General features: G+C 70.0%; 12 protein-coding genes and 2 pseudogenes. 7 read left to right on the forward strand and 7 right to left on the reverse strand.

What is annotated here, in order from left to right:
- Nucleotides 1-166: pseudogene (locus tag ABD339_RS31865) on the forward strand (IS110 family transposase); the annotation flags it as partial.
- A 35-nt stretch (nucleotides 167-201) separates the two neighbouring features.
- Here ABD339_RS31865 and ABD339_RS31870 read toward each other — a convergent pair.
- The 4 genes and pseudogenes from ABD339_RS31870 to ABD339_RS31885 all read right to left on the reverse strand — a co-directional run.
- On the reverse strand, nucleotides 202-1,347 hold the full coding sequence (locus tag ABD339_RS31870) for a Clp protease N-terminal domain-containing protein (RefSeq protein WP_344570653.1): 1,146 nt from the start codon (nucleotides 1,345-1,347) through the stop codon (nucleotides 202-204).
- Between the two features lie 368 nt (nucleotides 1,348-1,715).
- Nucleotides 1,716-2,480, reverse strand: coding sequence for a GNAT family N-acetyltransferase (locus ABD339_RS31875; protein WP_344570689.1), 765 nt, complete (start codon nucleotides 2,478-2,480; stop codon nucleotides 1,716-1,718).
- 492 nt (nucleotides 2,481-2,972) lie between these two features.
- Entirely contained in the window at nucleotides 2,973-4,103 is a 1,131-nt protein-coding gene (locus tag ABD339_RS31880; protein WP_344570654.1) for an ABC transporter substrate-binding protein, read from the reverse strand.
- Nucleotides 4,104-4,350: 247 nt separating this feature from the next.
- Nucleotides 4,351-5,056 (reverse strand): annotated as a pseudogene (locus ABD339_RS31885) (zinc-binding dehydrogenase); the annotation flags it as partial.
- Nucleotides 5,057-5,316: 260 nt separating this feature from the next.
- Between ABD339_RS31885 and ABD339_RS31890 the strand changes: the two are divergent.
- Nucleotides 5,317-6,531 carry a cytochrome P450 gene (locus ABD339_RS31890; protein ID WP_344570655.1) on the forward strand — a complete coding sequence of 405 codons (1,215 nt, stop codon included), beginning with the start codon at nucleotides 5,317-5,319 and terminating at the stop codon, nucleotides 6,529-6,531.
- A gap of 11 nt (nucleotides 6,532-6,542) precedes the next feature.
- Nucleotides 6,543-7,646, forward strand: a complete 1,104-nt coding sequence (locus ABD339_RS31895; RefSeq protein ID WP_344570656.1) for a type III polyketide synthase — start codon at nucleotides 6,543-6,545, stop codon at nucleotides 7,644-7,646.
- 18 nt (nucleotides 7,647-7,664) lie between these two features.
- Here ABD339_RS31895 and ABD339_RS31900 read toward each other — a convergent pair whose 3' ends face one another.
- Nucleotides 7,665-8,291, reverse strand: a complete 627-nt coding sequence (locus ABD339_RS31900; protein ID WP_344570657.1) for a TetR/AcrR family transcriptional regulator — start codon at nucleotides 8,289-8,291, stop codon at nucleotides 7,665-7,667.
- A 127-nt stretch (nucleotides 8,292-8,418) separates the two neighbouring features.
- On the opposite strand from ABD339_RS31900, the gene ABD339_RS31905 reads away from it, so the two are divergent.
- A complete protein-coding gene (locus tag ABD339_RS31905; protein WP_344570658.1) occupies nucleotides 8,419-9,936 on the forward strand; it encodes an amidase in 1,518 nt (505 codons plus the stop codon).
- 63 nt (nucleotides 9,937-9,999) lie between these two features.
- On the opposite strand, the gene ABD339_RS31910 is transcribed toward ABD339_RS31905, so the two are convergent.
- A complete protein-coding gene (locus tag ABD339_RS31910) occupies nucleotides 10,000-11,520 on the reverse strand; it encodes an MFS transporter (protein ID WP_344570659.1) in 1,521 nt (506 codons plus the stop codon).
- A 106-nt stretch (nucleotides 11,521-11,626) separates the two neighbouring features.
- Nucleotides 11,627-12,853 (reverse strand): MBL fold metallo-hydrolase, encoded by a 1,227-nt coding sequence (locus tag ABD339_RS31915; RefSeq protein WP_344570660.1) that lies wholly within the window; start codon nucleotides 12,851-12,853, stop codon nucleotides 11,627-11,629.
- 396 nt (nucleotides 12,854-13,249) lie between these two features.
- On the opposite strand from ABD339_RS31915, the gene ABD339_RS31920 reads away from it, so the two are divergent.
- The 3 genes from ABD339_RS31920 (at nucleotide 13,250) to ABD339_RS31930 (ending at nucleotide 17,308) form a co-directional block, all read left to right on the forward strand.
- A complete protein-coding gene (locus ABD339_RS31920) occupies nucleotides 13,250-13,780 on the forward strand; it encodes an EF-hand domain-containing protein (RefSeq protein ID WP_344570661.1) in 531 nt (176 codons plus the stop codon).
- 12 nt (nucleotides 13,781-13,792) lie between these two features.
- Nucleotides 13,793-15,739, forward strand: coding sequence for an acyl-CoA dehydrogenase family protein (locus tag ABD339_RS31925; RefSeq protein ID WP_344570662.1), 1,947 nt, complete (start codon nucleotides 13,793-13,795; stop codon nucleotides 15,737-15,739).
- Between the two features lie 201 nt (nucleotides 15,740-15,940).
- The gene (locus ABD339_RS31930; RefSeq protein WP_344570663.1) at nucleotides 15,941-17,308 is read left to right on the forward strand and encodes a cytochrome P450; all 1,368 of its coding nucleotides are present in this window, start codon (nucleotides 15,941-15,943) and stop codon (nucleotides 17,306-17,308) included.
- Nucleotides 17,309-17,325: the final 17 nt, after the last annotated feature.

Raw genomic sequence — 17,325 nt, forward strand, 5'->3', positions numbered from 1 at the left:
CGCCCTGCACGACCCCGCCTCCCGCACCTACTACGACAAGTGCCGAAGCCGGGGAAAGACCCACACACAAGCCCTCCTCCGCCTCGCCCGCCACCGCATCAGCGTCATCTACGCCATGCTCCGCGACAGCACCTTCTACGAACCCCGCACACCCCAAACCGCTTGACCAAAAACATAGAGACACCCCCGGAGGCGGGCTGGTCAGTTGCCGGGAGGGCCGGTCAGCGCGTGGACGGCTTGCCGGGCACGCGTCGCCTCTCCCAGGAGGGTCTCGACCAGCGGGCCCGTGCCCGGATCGGCTGTCCTCTCCCCATCGGAACGGGAGTCAGGGCCCGGATCCGGCCTTCTTGTCGCGTCCGGGCCCTTGGTCTCGTCGAGGTACTGCTCGACAGGCCGGGCATCTGATGTCAGGCGAGGGTGGCCGGTGGTCAGTGCGCTGCGGACCGACGCGTAGTCGATACCCAGGCGGGCCAGTCGCTCGCCGCCCGCGTACCGGGAGCCGGGGCCGAACGCCCTCTCCCCCGCCAGATGCGGGTACCGGAGCGCGACCTCGTGGGTGGCCAGGATCGCGAGCAGCACGTGCTCGGTGCCCACCGCGTCGCTGCCGAGACGGTGTGCCTGCTCGTAGGTTTCCATCCGGACCCACCAGGCGGGCCGCGCCGCCCAGTTGACCCCGCTGAGCTTGAACAGCCACCGCATCCACAGGGGCGCCCGGCGGTAGTGGCTGTGGCCGAGGAGGATGTCGCGGGTGGGGTGCAGCAGAGGGTCGAGGCTCGCCTCTCCCCGGCCTCCCGAGCCCTGACTTCCCGAGCCTTGGCTTCCGGCGTCCTCACTGCCTGGGGCCAGGCTTCCTGAGCCCTGGCTTCCGGCGCTGCCGTCGAGGCGGGCGAGTACGGCCTGCGATGAGATGCCGCACGTGCCCAGCATCTCCACGGCGCGGTTGTCCTCCTCCAGCAGCCCCCGCAGCAGATGATCGGCGCCGAACCTCCTGGCGTCCTCTCCCCGGGCCTGTGCCATCGCGGCGGTCAGTGCCCTGGCCGCGGCGCCCGTGTAGCGGATGCGCTCTTCGCCCTCCTCCCCGAGGATTTCCTTCTCGGTGACAATCCCCTCTGCTTCGTCGTCGGCGCTCCACGCCTCGTCCCGGTCCATCCGGTCCCGCAGCACGGCCAGGAGCGCGACCTTGGTCGCCCCTTCAGCCGCGAGGGCTTCGCGCGCCGCTCCCTTGGCCGTGGTCATGCCGGCCAGCAGGTGCTCGCTGCCGATGGGTCCCCCCGCGCCCGACCGCGCGCCGCGCGCGGCCCCCAGGATTCCCACGATGTTCCAGTCGGGTGACCTGGTCGCTTCCATACGGCCTTTCCTCTTCTCACTGGTCCTGCGCAGCAGCCTCCCCGACCGGAGCGGAGACCGCATCGCCCCGCAGAAGGATCTCTGCTTCCCCCTGGGGCGCACAACATGTCCGCCCACCGGGTCACCGGGACATGCGGACGGCCGGGGCCGGGCCCGCAGCCGCGGGAGGCTCGGCTCATGTGATGGCCGACCGCCCGCCGCCCAGGGTTCGGCGCCGTGGGCACGAGCTACGGCAAGCTCGTGGAGGGCCGCTACGAGGGCCCTGTCCTGGTAGCGGCCGTCCACGAGCGGCTGTGACCGGCACGTCAGGTCGAGAAAGCACGTCAGGCCAGGAAAAGTGGGCAGCGGGCCAGTGAAGATGAGGCGGTTCAGGGGTTGATGGTGTGTTCGGTGAACTGGCCACAGGGGCGGAAACCCAGGCGGCGGTAGACAGGCTCGCCATCCGCGGACGCCTGTAGGACCGCGATGCGGTGACCCCCGTCGCGGGCCGCGCGGAGTGCGGCCCGCGTGATAGCACCTCCGTAGCCACGTCGGCGGTGTGCGGCCAGAGTGCAGATGTTGTAGATCCCGGCAACCCCCGCGTGATGGAACACCTCGGCCGAACAGACCGGGCGGCCCTCCGCATAGCCGACCAGGTAGCGGGCCGGGCAGTGTGCGGCCAGCGCCTGCGGGGCGGCCTGGGTGAGGAAACGGCGGACGGTGTCAGCGGGCGGGTTCCAGTTCGCGGCGAGAACCGTGGCGTAGTCGGCGAGTTGTCCGGGCTTGGCCACCGTCTGGACCTCCAGCCCTTGAGCGACGGGCAGTGTCAGGGTGTCTTCCAGCTCGGCCCACATCGCCGTCTCGCGTTCGGATGCCGGCAGACCGGCCGCCGTCAGGCGGGCGCTGAGGTCCGATGGCCTCGACGCGGGCCCCACCCACCAGGAGAAACGGCGGCCGGTGTGCGACAGCGTCCGAGCGGTCTCGGTGATACGTGCCGGTGCGGTGGCGGCAGTGAAGCGAGCCGCGGCAACGATATTGAAGGTGTCGTCGCCCAAGCCGCTGTCGGCGATCAGAAGGTCACCCGTCTCCGTGACGGCAGCTCCGACCATGCTCCGGTGCAAGTGACAGGCGTGTTCCGCCAGGTTCCGTTCCATCCTGTCCATCAAGTCAGCTTCATCGTAGATATAGCCATACATGGCGAATGATCCCAGCATGACGTGGCGAAGGCCGCACGTGATTTCGGACTGCGCCTCGACGGTCTCACGCCGACGACCATCACATTCGCTGCACGCCCCTGTCGTGCGGTGCTCCGGTACCAGCCGGCCGAACGCCGAACTCCGGAGGACACGGAGGGAATGCGGTGGCCGCCAGGACTGACCGACGGCCACCTCTTCCGCGGGCAAGCCGAGTGATACCAGAGCGGCACGCTGAACGTGGCGAAAGCGCGAACGCGAGCGGGCGCTATTGGGCCGTGGCTCTTCTGACCGCGGTTCTCACCGGAAAGGTTGGCGAGGTTGTGCTCGGCACCCGCGGTGTACTTCGCCCGCGCGGCCCTTCCAGAGCGTTCGAAGCTGGCCCGGCCACGGGAGTCACCGCATTTCAGTAACCCCGAGGGGACCCGCATTGCGCAGGTTCCCACCCGTTTCTCAAGTGGCGTGGAGAACCCGAAAGCGATCGGGTTCGGCCGGATCCCGGTCAACGATTTGGACCGGCGGCCATGCCCATTGCCACACGTTGATGCCCGGCTCACGGGTGAACTGGATCCGCCCCCGTGTGCCCTCGACTGCGACGAGCGGCCAGGCTTCGGCGATGCGCGCCCGAGACGTGCCCTGGGAACGCAACACGTCGGCGAGGACGGCGACCGTGTCGTACCCCTCGAACGCGACGAAAGAGGGCGCTGCGCCCAGCCGTTCGCGGAGGGCCGCCTTGACGCGTTGCCCGAGTGGGCTGAGGCGTTCGGGCAGATAGCGCAGGAAAGGGATGGCGGCGCTGTCCTCGCCCAGCAGTGTCGCCCATTGGGCGAATTCGGGTTGCCCAGCCGGAGCACCGATCATGATCTCGGCGAGGCGCGGGTCGCGACGGACGGACCTGACGATCGGTATCGCCGGCTCCGGGTGGCCGACCAGAAGAAGAAGGGCTGTCGCGCGATTGCCGGCGAGTTCGTCGCACAGCGCCGTGGCGGTCAGCACGCGCATGTCGAGTTCGATGAGGGTGCCGCCGCGCGGAGCGAGGTGGTCCCGCAGAATGCGGGTCCCAGATGCCCAGTAGGCGCTCGGCTCGGCTGCCACGGCGATTCGGCTGTGGCCGGCGCCGAGCAGGAAGTCCGCGTAGATCCGCCAGCCGTGGGACTGCGCCGGGGGGAGGCGCGCCACCCATTCCGTCGGCTGTTCGGTGAGCGCGTCGAAGACCGCTGAGGAGCAGAGAAACGGCAGGCCGAGCGCGTCGGCCCTGGCGGCAGCGGTGCGGGCGACGACGCTGTGGTACTCCCCCGCCACGGCGGCCACGCCCAGGCGAGCCCATTCGTCCACCGCGGCCGCGGCCCTCAGCGGATCCGCCGCGGTGTCTGTGACCAGCAGCTCAAGTGGTCTTCCGCCGATGCCTCCGGTGTCGTTGACCTCGCGCGCGGCCAGTTCGGATCCTGCGAGCAGGTGTTGCCCCGCCTCGGCCCAGCCGGGCCGGGTCAGTGGAGTGAGAACACCGATCTGGACGGCAGGCCCGGTCTGGACGGATGACCCGTCAGTCCGCTCCGCTCCCGGCGGCGATGGTGGCGTATTCATGCGCGGGCGTCTCCCGAGTGACGGTTCGTTGCAGTGCACCTGCGTCGTCGCCCGGGCGCAGAGCGAACATCCGTGGCGCTCAGTGGCGCCGAGAGTAGCCGAACAAGGGGACGACCCGTCGCGGCGCCCCGTCCCTTGACGGCCGCCGGGCCGGCGGCAGCGGTTGAACCGTCCAGGGCCGGTCGGCCGTCCCGGCCCCGGACCGGCATGGGATCCGGTCGGGTCGGTCCGGCTGGCCCTCCCTCTCCTACTCGCCGCCCAGCGTCGCGATGTCGATCACCAACCGGTAGCGCACATCCGAAGTGAGAACGCGCCCGTACGCCTCGTCGATCTCGTTCGCACGGGATGACCTCGGTCTCGGAGCCGATCTCGTGCACGTCACAGAAGTCGAACATCTTCTGGTTCGTGCGGATTCCGCCGATCTGTGCGCCCGCGAACAGCCGGTCGCCGTAGATGAGGGAGAACGCGCTCAGCGACAGCGGCTCGGCCGGGGCCCGGACGTTGACCAGGGCGCCCTCCACGGTCAGCAGGCCAGGCAGGCGTCCAGGTCGATCTTCGCGCTCACCGTATTGACGATGAGGTCGAAGGAGCCGGCGAGTTGCTCGAACATGGCCGGTCGCTCGTGGCGTGGTGATGGTCCGCACCCGGACGCTGGCCGTCCTCCTTCTTCTTCAGCGACTGCGACAGCCCGGTGACCTCCGCACCCCTCGCGTGCGCGAGCTTGACCGCCATGTGACCGGGCCCCCCGAGGCCGACGATCGCCGCCTTCTTGCCGGGCTCCGCACCCCAGCGGCGCAGCGGCGAGTAGGTGGTGATGCCGCGCACAGGAGTGGGGCGGCCTCGTCCAGCGCGATACCTTCGGGCACGGAGAGGGCGGGGTCCTGGCCCACTACGACATGGCTGGAGTAGCCGCCCTGGGTGAGGGTGCCGTCCTTGTCGGGGGAACCGTAGGTGAATCCCAGGGCACATTCAGCCCCTTCCTGCCACTGTCGGCCGGTCGTCAAGGGCGGCGCCTCCGGACACCCTCATCCGCGGCACAGACTCCGGGTGAAGCACGGCGGGCGGACAGGATAGTGGACACCGAGCGGTCATCCAGGCATGAAGTAACCCCATAAGAGTGGTTTTTACCCTACAGGCGTGGTGCCGGATTGAGGCGGGTATGCCCTCCGAAGGCGCACCAGGAACGCGCCGGGACCAAGGGGGGAATGCTGCGATGACCACTGCGCATACAGGTACCGAGCGGACGTGTCCGTTCCGCCACGACAGAGCGCTGGAGCCCGATCCGTTCATGACCCGGATGCGGAACGAGGCACCCGTGACCCGTGTCCGTATGCCGTACGGGACGGGCACCTGCTGGCTGGTGACGCGCTACGAGGACGTTCAACTCGTAACGTCGGACCGCCGGTTCAGCAGAGCCGCACTGATCGGCCAGGACTTCCCGCGGATCACTCCCGCTCCCATCGCCCAGTCCGAGGCGATCAACCTGATGGACCCGCCCGCGCTCAACCGGGTGCGGAAGCTGGTCGTCAAAGCCTTCACCACCCCGCAGGTCGAGGCGCTGCGCCCGTGGACGCAGCGGCGCGTGGACACGCTGCTGGACAAGATGGCCGAGCGGGGCGCACCGGCCGACGTGACCGCGGATCTGGCCAACGAGCTGCCGTTGATGACGATCAGTCAGCTGATGGACGTGCCGGAGGCGGACCGCCCGCGCTTGCGCGGCTGGGCGATGGCCATGATGTCGATGAGCGCGGCCGACGCGTCCTCGGCGGCCGAGGCGAAGGCAGCGCTGCGGGCCTACTTCGCCGAGCTGACCACAGCACGGCGCCGTGACCCGGGTGACGACCTCATCAGCGCGATGGCCACCGCCCGCATCGGGGAGGAGATGCTGGAGAAAGGGGAGTTGGCCGTGCTGGCCATGCTCCTGGTGGTCACCGGGCACGACACCACCACCTACGAAATCAGCAATATCGTCTACACCCTGCTGACCCACCGCTCCCACCTGGCGCAGCTGCGAGCGCGGCCCGAGCTGCTGCCGAAAGCGCTGGAGGAGCTACTGCGTTACATCCCGTTCCGCCAGGGCGTGGGCATCCCCCGGGTGGCCCAGGAGGACGTGGAAGTCGGCGGGCAGCTCATCCAGGCCGGCGACATGGTGCATGTGTCGTATCTGACCGCCAATCGCGACGGCCTGGCGTATGAGCGTCCCGACGAGCTGGACTTCGAGCGGCAGGAGCCGGCCGGGCACATGACGTTCGGATACGGCAGCCACCACTGCCTCGGCTCCCACCTGGCGCGGATGACTCTCCAGGTGTCCATCGGCACGCTGATCGCCCGGTTCCCGGACCTCCGGCTGGCCGTGCCGGAGGACGAGGTGCGGTGGAACACCGTGTCGATCTGGCGCCATCCGCTCACCCTTCCGGTGACCTGGTAGGGAAGGCGAGCATGGCCACATTGTGCAGGCCGGCCATCGCCGTGCCCGAGCATGTCATCACCCGGGAGCAGACCCTCGAACTGGCGAGGGAGCTGCACGCCGGGCACCCCCAACTGGGGCTCGCACTGCGTCTGATCGCCAACACCGGGGTACGGACGCGCCACCTGGTGCAGCCCATCGAGGACACCTTGCGCCACCCCGGCTTCACCGAGCGCAACGCCCGGTACGAGGTGGAGGCCAAGGCGCGGGTGCCCGAGACCGCGCGGCGGGCGCTGGCTCACGCCGAACTCACGCCCCGCGACATCGACATGATCATCTATGTTTCCTGCACCGGTTTCATGATGCCGTCGATGACCGCCTGGCTCATCAACACCATGGGTTTCAGGCCACAGACCCGGCAGCTGCCGATCGCCCAGCTCGGCTGCGCCGCCGGTGGCGCGGCCATCAACCGCGCACACGACTTCTGCACCGCCTATCCGCAGGCGAACGTGCTGATCCTGTGCTGCGAGTTCTGCTCGCTGTGTTACCAGCCGACGGACCTGGAGGTGGGCAATCTGCTGTCCAACGGGCTGTTCGGTGACGCCGTCGCCGCCGCGGTCGTCCGCGGCGACGACGGCGGCACGGGCGTGCGGCTGGATCACAACGCCTCGCACCTGGTGCCCGACACGGAGGAGTGGATCTCGTACGCGGTCCGTGACACCGGCTTCCACTTCATGCTCGACAAGCGGGTGCCCGGCACGATGGCCGACCTCGCCCCCGCGCTGCGCAAGGTGGCCGAGCTGCGCGGCTGGGACATCTCGGGGCTCGCCTTCTACATCGTCCACGCGGGTGGGCCCAGGATTCTGGACGACCTGTGTACGCATCTGAAGCTGCCGCCGGTGATGTTCCGGTACAGCCGGGCCACGTTGACCGAACGGGGCAATATCGCCAGCGCCGTCATCTTCGACGCCCTGGAGCGCTTCTTCGAGGACGGCGGCGCCGATCACGCGACCCAGGGAATCATCGCGGGGTTCGGCCCCGGCATCACCGCCGAAATCACCTTGGGTGCCTGGGTCACGGACGAGAAGCCGGCCGAGTCGCCCGCGCGTCAGCTGGTCCGCCCCAGGGGCAAGTAGCCACGAAGGTGCGGGCGGTCAGCCGGAGACCGTCCGGGCCGCGCCGGGCGAAGCGCGGTGCTGGCCCACGATGCCCTCGACGATCCTCAGCACCCGGTCCCCCACCTGATCGATGCTTCCGTTCTGCGTGCTGACCTGCGCGCCTTCGAGGACGAAGGTGATCTCGGCCGCGGCCTGCCCGGGGTCGGGCAGGCCGGCCGCGGCGCACATACCGACCAGCCTGCGGGTCTGCTGGGCCTTGTGCTCCTCGATCACTTGCCGTGCGGGGTGGGAGCGGTCGGGCAGCTCGGCGAGGGAGTTGATGAACGGGCAGCCCCGGTAGGAGATCGCCGGCAGCCCTTCGGTGATGAAGCGTGCGATGCCCATGATCTGCTCTCCGGGCCGGCCCGGGTGCTCGGCCTCGACCCGGTCGAAGGCCGCCTGGTAGTCCGCGGCGACGATGCGCAGCCACTCCGCGACCAGCGCGTCCTTGGTTTCGAAGTGCCGGTAGATGGCCATTTTGGTGGTCTCGGCCCGCTCGGCGATCGTCTGGACGCCCACCCGCCGGATCCCCTCGTTCTGGAAGAGCTCTTCCGCCGCGTCGAGGATGCGCTCCCGAGGCGGCAGTTTCGCCACCCTGCTCGGCCTGCTGACGGTCGGTGCCATGACTGCTCCGTGACGTCCGGTTCGTTGTGGGCCCTCCACTTCCTGTTACGGTACCAGCCCGTCCCGGACGATACCGAGCGGTATCGTCCGGGTCTCGACGGTATCGTTCTTTTCTTTGGGAGTGGCAGTGAGACTTTCCGAGTACGTGAGCTTCGACGCGGTCGGGCTCGCGCAGCTGGTGGCCGACGGCGAAGTGACCCCGGCCGAACTGGAGTCCGCCGCACGTGAGGCCGCGCAGGCCGTCAATCCGCGGATCAACGCCATCGTGGAGACATGGCCCGCCGAGGACGAGCCCGGCCCCGGCAGCACACCGCTGGCCGGAGTCCCGTTCCTGATCAAGGACATCGCGGTGTCCATGGCCGGGAAACGCATGGAGCTGGGCAGCCGCCTCGCGGCCGGTCATATCGCGCACGCCGACTCCTCCTTGATGCGGCGCTTCCGACGCGCCGGCCTCGTGACGTTCGGGCGTACCGCGACACCGGAGATGGCCTACAGCACCACGACGGAACCAGTGCTCTACGGCGCGACCCGCAACCCGTGGCACCTGGAGCGGAGCGCGGGCGGATCCAGCGGGGGTGCGGGCGCGGCCGTCGCTGCCGGGGTGGTCCCGATCGCACACGCCACCGACGCCGCCGGATCGATCCGCATTCCCGCCGCGTACAACGGCCTGTTCGGACTGAAGCCCACCCGCGGCCGGGTCTCCGTGGGCCCCTTCTCCGACGAGATCTTCAACGGTCTGGCCGTGCACGGCAGCATCAGCCGCACCGTGCGCGACAGCGCGGTACTGCTCGACCAGATACGCGGACCGGAACCGGGTGACCCCTACTTCGCCCAGGAGCCGACCCGGCCGTACGCGGAGGAAGCCGTCCGGCATCCGGGCACGCTGCGGATCGGGGTGCTCACCCAGGCATGGGGCGGACATCGCACCTCCCCGGCGGTGGCGGACGCGCTCTCCCGCACCGTGCGCCTGCTGGAATCCCTCGGTCACCAGGTGGCGGAGGCCGAGGTCGGCCTCGGGGCGGACTGGGGAGAATTCGTTCTGGCCAACGCCGTTCAGTCGACGGCGAATCTCGCGGCCTCGATCGACGAGCTGGCCGCCGCCTCCGGCCGTCCCGTCGACTCCTCGACCCTTGAGCCGCCCGTGCTCGCCGGCTACCACTTCGGACAGCGGGTCGGCGGCGCCCAGTTCGTCACCGCTCTCGGGATCCGGAACCGGGTCTCGCGAAGCCTCGCCGGCTACTTCGGGTCCTACGACATACTGCTCACCCCGACTTTGCCGGAACTTCCCGTGCCGTTGGGCACCCACGCCGAGGGCGCGGAGGCACTGGACGGCCTCGGCTGGCTTCGCCGTCTCTTCGACCTCGCACCGTTCAGCTCGGTCTTCAATGTGACGGGCACGCCCGCCATGTCCGTGCCGGTGACGGCCGACCCCTCGACGGGGCTCCCGGTCGGTATGCAGTTCGCCGCCGGCTACGGGCTCGAAGGCCGCCTCTTCCGCCTCGCTGGTCAACTCGAACAGGCGAGCCCCTGGTCGGGGCGGACCCCCGCGGTGTGGGCGGGAGACCGGGTTCCGGGAGACCAGGAGCTGCCCCCGGAGAGCCAGGAGCCCACGCCCGCTGGTGAGGGCACCGGTACGAGGGCGTGAGACCGCGCGCCCCAGACGCCGTCCGGCCAAGCGCCCTGCCCTGATCGGCGAGTTGGCCGGCCGTCAGCGAGCGGTGTCCTCGCCCGGTTCCAGCGGCGGGCCCGAGACGCCCAGGCAGGTGGTGCACTCGGGCCGGGCGACGTCGTGATCGGGGGTGGCTTCGAGGGCTGATTTCGGGACCAGGAACCAGGCCAGGACTGCCGATACGGCACAGAGCGCCGCACAGATCAGCATCGCGGCCCCGAAGGCGTCATCGACCGCGTGAGGAGAGGTGTAGCCGTGCGCGGAGAGGCCCACGGCAAGCGGCAGTACGGCGACGATCAGGAGCTGGGCCGCGCGTGCCGCCGCGTTGTTGACACCACTGGCGATGCCGGAGCGCGAGACATCGACGGAGGCGAGAACCGTGGCGGTGAGCGGGGCGACGAAGAGACTCATGCCCAGCCCCTGGATCACCACGGCGGGCAGCACGTCCACCACGTATGAAGTCCCGCCCAGGCCGACACGGCGGAGCAGGAGCAGACCGGCCGCTGCGACCAGCGGGCCCAGCGTCAGCGGGATACGGGGCCCGATGCGCTGGGCCAGCGCGCCCGCCGGGGCGGAGAGGGCGAGCATCAAGACGGTGACCGGCAGGGTGGAGACACCCGCCTGGAACGCGCTGTAGCCCGCGGTGGTCTGGAGCTGGATAGGGAGGATGAAGAAGACGCCGCCGATCGCGGCGTAGAGAAACAGCGTCACGGTGTTGACGGCCGAGAAGAGCCGGACGGAGAAGATCCCGAGCGGCAGCATCGGATGTGCGCGGCGGCGCTCCACCTGCACGAAGACCGCCCCGCAGACCACACCGACGGCCGCCGCGACCCCGACCGCTGCGGCCGGCTGGTGGCCGGAGGCCGCGATCAGCGCATATGTGACCCCCGCGAGGCTCAGTGCGGCGAATGCCGCGCCGGTCACGTCGAAGTCGCCGGTGGCGCCGGGGGTGCGGCTCTCGGGGACGTGCCGGAGGGCCACGAGGATCACGACGGCCGCCAGCGGCAGATTGATGAGGAAGATCCAGCGCCAGCCGGGACCGTCCACCAGCCAGCCCCCGAGGAACGGACCGACAGCCCCCGCGACACTGCCGAGCCCCGACCAGGCACCGATGGCCTTGGCCCGGTCCTCCTGGCGGAAGGTCGATTGCACCAGGGCCAGCGAGCCCGGCGTGAGGAGTGCGCCGCCCACGCCCTGAAGCGCGCGGGCGGCGATCAGCACCTTGCTGTCCGGGGCGACGCCGCACAGTGCGGAGGCGAGCGCGAACCACACGACGCCGACGAGGAAGATCCGCCGACGGCCGAAGCGGTCACCGAGCCCGCCGCCGAGGAGGATCAGGCCGGTGAGGGTGAGCATGTACGCGTTGACGGTCCACTGGAGAGTGGCGAGCGTGGCGCCCAGGTCACGGCCTAGGCGGGGCAGCGCGATGTTCACGATCGTGCCGTCCAGCAGAGCCATTCCGGAGGCCAGCACGGAACAGCTCAGCACCCATTTGCCCGTCCGCGACGCCAGACGTACGGACCCGGCGGTCTCGTCCGCCTTTCCCTGTGTGTCCCTCATAGGGTGACCCTAGGTGATCGCTTCCTCGTGGGGCGGCCACCTCGCGCTTCCGCCTCTCCCGTTCGTTCCGGCGCCGGCCAACAGCCCGCCGCAGGCCGCACCTTCCCTACAACGCCGTGACCGCCCCGTGGGTGTCCTGGCCCGGCTCGGTGGTTCTGACCTCTTGCGCGGCCTCCGGCGTGGACGGAGCGGCGGTACTGCCCTCGGCCGGCGGCTGGGCGACGGCCCGCCACCACGGCGCGGACGGGACGTGCTCGGCAGTGGGCTCGAAAGGCTCCCCCGGGCGCGGCAGCGCCACCCGCGCGCCCACCCGGGTGGCGGCTTCGAGGGTGCCCTCGCCGGGCTCCTCCCACGGATGCGGGGCGAGGTTGAACGTGGCCCAGTGGATCGGGAGCATCACCCCGGCGGCCCGGCCGCCCTGGAGGTCCAGGTGCGCCCGCATGCCCTCCTCGGGTGTCATGTGGATGTCCGGCCAGTACTCGCTGTACGCACCGATCTGGATCATGGTCGCGTCGAACGGGCCGTGTGCGGCCCCGATGTCCTGGAATCCGGTGAAGTATCCCGTGTCGCCACTGTGGTAGATCCGGTGTCCCGACGGCCCTTCGACGGCCCAGGACGCCCAGAGGGTGTGCTGTCCGCTGCGCAGACCACGGCCGCAGAAATGCCGGGCCGGGGTAGCGGTCAGCCGCAGCCCGCCGATCTCCGTCGACTCCTCCCAGTCCAGCTCCCGCAGCCGGTCCGCCGGAACGCCCCAGCGCTCCAGGTGCGCCCCCACACCGAGAGGTATCACGAAGTCGGCGTCCGTGGAGGCCAGTTCCTTGATCGTGGGCAGGTCGAGGTGGTCGTAGTGATCATGGGAGATGACGACGGCGTCCACCGGCCCCAAGGAGGTCATCGGCAGCGGGACCGGGTGCAGCCGCTTCGGCCCGGCGAAGGTGAACGGCGAACAGCGCCGGCCCCATACGGGGTCGAAGAGGATCCGTCGGCCGTCGATCTCCGCGAGCACGCTGGAGTGTCCCATCCAGGTGAGCCGCAGCCCGGTGGCCGGAGGCCGTGCGAGGTCCTCGGACGTGGTGGTGTGCAGCGGTATGGGCGCCGCCGGGCGCCGGCGCCGCCGTGCTTCCTTCTGGAAGTAGACCTTCGCGAACTCGGTCTTGGAGCCGGTGGGCGGGGTATCGGCCGGGGGTCCTTCGGGGTTCCGGAACGACTTCTCCCCGAAATGAGGGGACCGGCGGATCCGTTCCATCCGCTCACCGGTGGGATCGGCGCCGAACGCGGCGGGCCGCAACCGCAGCCGTGAGAGCGCCGGTTGTGCGTTGCCTGAGCTGGCCACGGAACCTCCTGGAATCTTCGCTTCATGTCCTCACCCAGCCCTGGGCCGGGGAGGGGCGGGGCCCTCGCGGACACGGGCTCGCCGTGACCCGCGCCGTGGCCCCGGAAACGGCAACGATCGAGACCGTCGAAAAATTGCGCGCTCTCCGATTCCGGTCCGGCAGGGACGCGGGCGCCCGTCCTTGTCGCGGCGCCGGAGGCCACGACAACGGCGCCTGTCCGCCGGAGGCGATGACAACGGTGCGGGAGGCGGCACCCGCGCCCCACCCACGCGTACGCGCCCCCGTTGACGCTCCTTTTTCACTCGAAGGAGGAGCAATTGACGGGTGGTTTCGCCCAATCGGACGCCGGTATTCTCTCCCTCGTTTCGGATGAACTGTCAGCACTGGAGGAACACATGGGCACACTGCTCGATCAGAAGTACGAAAAATTGTTCTCTCTCCTGGACGCCAACGCCGACGGCGTAATCTCCCAAGATGATTTCGAGTTGATGGGCGGGCGCGTTCTGGCTGCCTTCGGCGAGGAGCAGACGGCGAAGGGGAAGAAGTACGCCGAGGAGATGATGAACTACTGGCGAGCCCTGCAGGAGACCGCCGACGCCGACGGCGACGGCCGGATCGACAAGAGCGAGTTCCAGCAGGCCCTGCACCAGTTGAGCGCGAATTTCGACACCCTGATCGGCCCGCTCTACTCCGCCGGATTCCACCTTGCCGACCGGGACGACGACGGCCTGGTCGGCAAGGACGACTTCATCACCGTTCTGGTCGGCATCGGTGTTCCCCCGGGCGAGGCCGAGGCGGCCTTCGACCGGCTGACGGACCAGGACGGGCATCTGGCGAAGGACCGTCTGATGACCGCTGCCGCGCAGTACTACGGCGACGAGGATCCGGCCAACTCGGCAAGCCACCTGCTCTTCGGCGCTCTGTGAGGTAGATCCGAAGTGGACGCGATCGCGGTGGTGGGAAAGAGCACGGCCGACGGCAGTGCCGTCCTACCGGGCCAGGAGCAGGGGCAGGGCCATGGCCCGGCTCAGGCGCGGGTGCAGGTGCCGTTGCTGACGGAGGTGCTCTTCGAGGGGCGTTTCGAGGACCTGCACGGCCCCTGGACGGAGCTGCTCGGCCGGGAGATTTTCCACTACCGCGACGGCCTACCGCCCGCAGAACGATCCGAACTCGCCTATGAGCGATTGCGAGTGGTCAATGAAGCAGTCGAATCCGTGGAGAAATTGGTCACGGAAACGGCACGATTGGTCTCGCTGCACGAGTGGCTGGGAACGGTGGACGGCTCACTCACCACACTGGCCACCATCCATTACAACCTCTTCCTGGGCAGCCTCCTCCAACTCGATCCCCGGCACACGGTGGACCTCTCGCCGTTCACCCTGCTACGGCGGTACGGCGCCGTATTGATCACCGAACTCGGCTACGGAAACAACGCCGCCGAATTGGAGACCACGGCGGCCTACCAGCCGGATACCGACACGTTCGTTCTGCACACGCCGTCGCGGGACGCTCAGAAGTTCATGCCCAACACAGGACCCGTCGGCGGGCCCAAGAGCGGTCTGGTCGCGGCCAGACTGATCGTTCGTGAACAGGACTGCGGAGTATTCCTCTTCCTCGTACCCCTGCGGGACGAGACGGGGACGCTCCCCGGCATCCGGGTCCGCCCGCTCTCGGAGACGCCCGGGTCGGCGGTCGATCATGCCATCACCTCGTTCGACCAGGTGACACTGCCGCGTACGGCGCTGCTGGCCGGCGAGCATGCGGACCTGACCGCCGAGGGGGCCTTCCGCAGCGGTTTCGGCAGTCGGCGCCGCCGGTTCCTGCGGTCCATCCAGCGGGTCACCACAGGAAAGCTCTGCCTGAGCGGCGCGGCGCTGGGCGGCGCCAGGGCGGCACTCACCATCGCCGTGCGCTACGCCCACCGCCGGCACACCTTCGCACCGGCGAGCAGATCCGGCGTACCGGTCTTCGCCTACCGCTGCCATCAAAGCAGGCTGCTCGGGGCCACGGCCCGTGCCTACGCGGCGACGTTCCTGCTGCGCGAGGCCACCCGGCGCTGTGCGGACCGGGACGACGCCGAGTCCGCCGAGACGGAGGTCCTCGTCGCGGCGACGAAGGGCTGGGTCACGTGGCAGGCCAGGGATCTCGTGATCGAGTGCCGGGAGCGCTGCGGCGCTCAGGGGCTGCTGTCGGCCAACCGCGTCGTCGATCTGATCACCCCGATCGAGAGCACCGTGACGGCCGAGGGCGACAACCTCGTCGTCTGGACGAAGGCCGCAGCCGACATGCTGACCGGCCGCGGCTACAGCCCGCCCGCCACCCCCGCCGCACGGACCGCCTCGCACGCCGGCCCACCGATCGACTCACCGCCCGACTCACCGGGCGGTCCGCTGACCGACTGCACGTTCCTGCTCGAACTGCTCGTGCGCCACGAGCTGACCTGTCTCCAGGACGCCCGCAGTCGCCTCGGCCGGCCCAGCCCCACCGCGTTGGACCGCTGGAACCACGCGGTGAACCCGGCCCTGGACCTCGTCGGGGCGTACGCCACCCGGCAGGCCGCTGAGGCGTTCCTGGCCTCGGCCGCCCGTGCGGGCGACGATGCCACGAGAAGCTTATTGGAGCAGGTGTTCCAGCTCTTCGCCCTGCAATGCCTCGCCCCCCACACGGGCTTGCTGCTGGCGGACGGACACCTCACGGCCGAAGTGGTCCGGGACCTGGGGCCCGCCATCGACCGGGTCAGCGCCGAACTGGCCCCGCACGCACTCGCTCTCGTCGAGGCATTCGCCATTCCGGACACGCTTCTCCAGGCGCCCATCGCCACCGACGGCTACGACGATGCCTACGACGACCCGGCAGGGCCCTGGCAGTCGGCACCACCCGGCTGAACCAGGCCGAGCAGGCCGCATCAGTCCGAACCGAACCAGCCCGAGCCCAGAGCCCGACCGGACGGGATCGGATCGGATCGAGCCTGATCGGCCGGACCGTACTGGTCGCGCCCAGCCCGGCCGGGATCAGCCGGGACCAGCATCGCCTTCCCGGCCCACCACCCCCAGTTCTCCCCCACCGCTGCGAGGAGCACCCCGGCCATGAGCGACGCGTTCACCCTGGAACCACCATGGGACCCCCGCCGCTTCCCGCCGACCGCCCGTGCGCCACGCGCCGTGCAGACGGCCCGGATGCTACGGGACCCGCAGGGCTACACCCGCTCCCTGCGCGGGCAGTTCGGGCCGGTCTTCTCGCTGCGTACCTTTCCCTACCGCGCTGCTCTCGTATGCGCGGCCGACGCCGCGGCCAACCGGGCTGTTCTGACGGATCACAAGCGGTTCACCGGGGGCGACGCCGCCGCCCTGCTGGCGCCCGCGCTCGGCTCCGGGTCGCTGATCTGCACGCCGCCGCCCAGGCATCTGCTCCATCGCAAACTGCTGCTGCCGCCCTTCCACGGGGCGCGGATCGCCTGCTGGACACAGCGGGTGCGGGAGCTGGTGCACGCTGGATTGCCCGAGCTGCTGTCCGGAGACGGTGTGCCCGTACGGCCGTGGGCGCAGCGGCTGACGCTCGACGTCATTTTGAGGGTTGTCTTCGGACTGACGGACCCGGCCCGGACCGCCATGTTCCGGAACGCGCTCAACGGGTTCGTCGCCACGGGCAACCTCGCCGTGCTCTTTCTGCCCGGGCCGCTGCGGCGCGACCTGGGTCCGCTCTCGCCGGGCGGTCGCTTCCACCGGCTCCGCGCGGCGGTACGGGATCTCACCCGAGAGGAGATCGCCGCGCGCCGGGCGGCGCCCGACCGCGCCCACCGTGACGACGTGCTGTCCCTGCTGCTCGGCGCACGCGACGAGCAGGGCGCCGGATTGGACGACGTACAGCTCCTGGACGAGCTGACCGGCCTCGTTCTCGCCGGCTACGAGACCACGGCGACCACGATCGCCTGGACCCTGCACCTGCTCGCCCACCACCCTGCCGCCCGCGACGCTCTTGTCTCCGACCTCGACTCCGGTTCGGACCTCGTACTTGCCTCCGTCCTCAAGGAGTCCGGGCGACTGCGGCCCGCCGTCTACAACGCCATGCGCACCGCGGCGCACGACACCGAACTCGGCGGCCACCCGGTGCCCCGGCACGCGTTCGTGGCCGCGCTCTTCCCGCTCACCCATCTCGATCCCGAGCTGTGGCCGGAACCGGATGTCTTCCGGCCGGAGCGGCACCTGGGCGGGGACCCCGCGCCGTACTCGCTGACGCCGTTCGGCGGCGGTGTGCGGCGTTGTATCGGCGTGCCGCTCGCCCAGTTGGAGATCGAGACCGTCTTGCGGGAGATCCTCGCGACAGCCATTCCCGAGCCGGCGGGCCCACCGGAAGCCGCACGGCTCGTATCGGTGACGCTCGTCCCTGCCCGGGGCGGCAGGATCCGGCTCCGCAGGCGCCGCACCCCCGTTTCTGGCCCGTCAGCCGGGAGTTGAGGAGGTCCCGGCCCACA

It is taken from the genome of Streptomyces axinellae, assembly GCF_039532135.1.
In the GTDB taxonomy this organism is placed as follows: domain Bacteria; phylum Actinomycetota; class Actinomycetes; order Streptomycetales; family Streptomycetaceae; genus Streptomyces; species Streptomyces axinellae.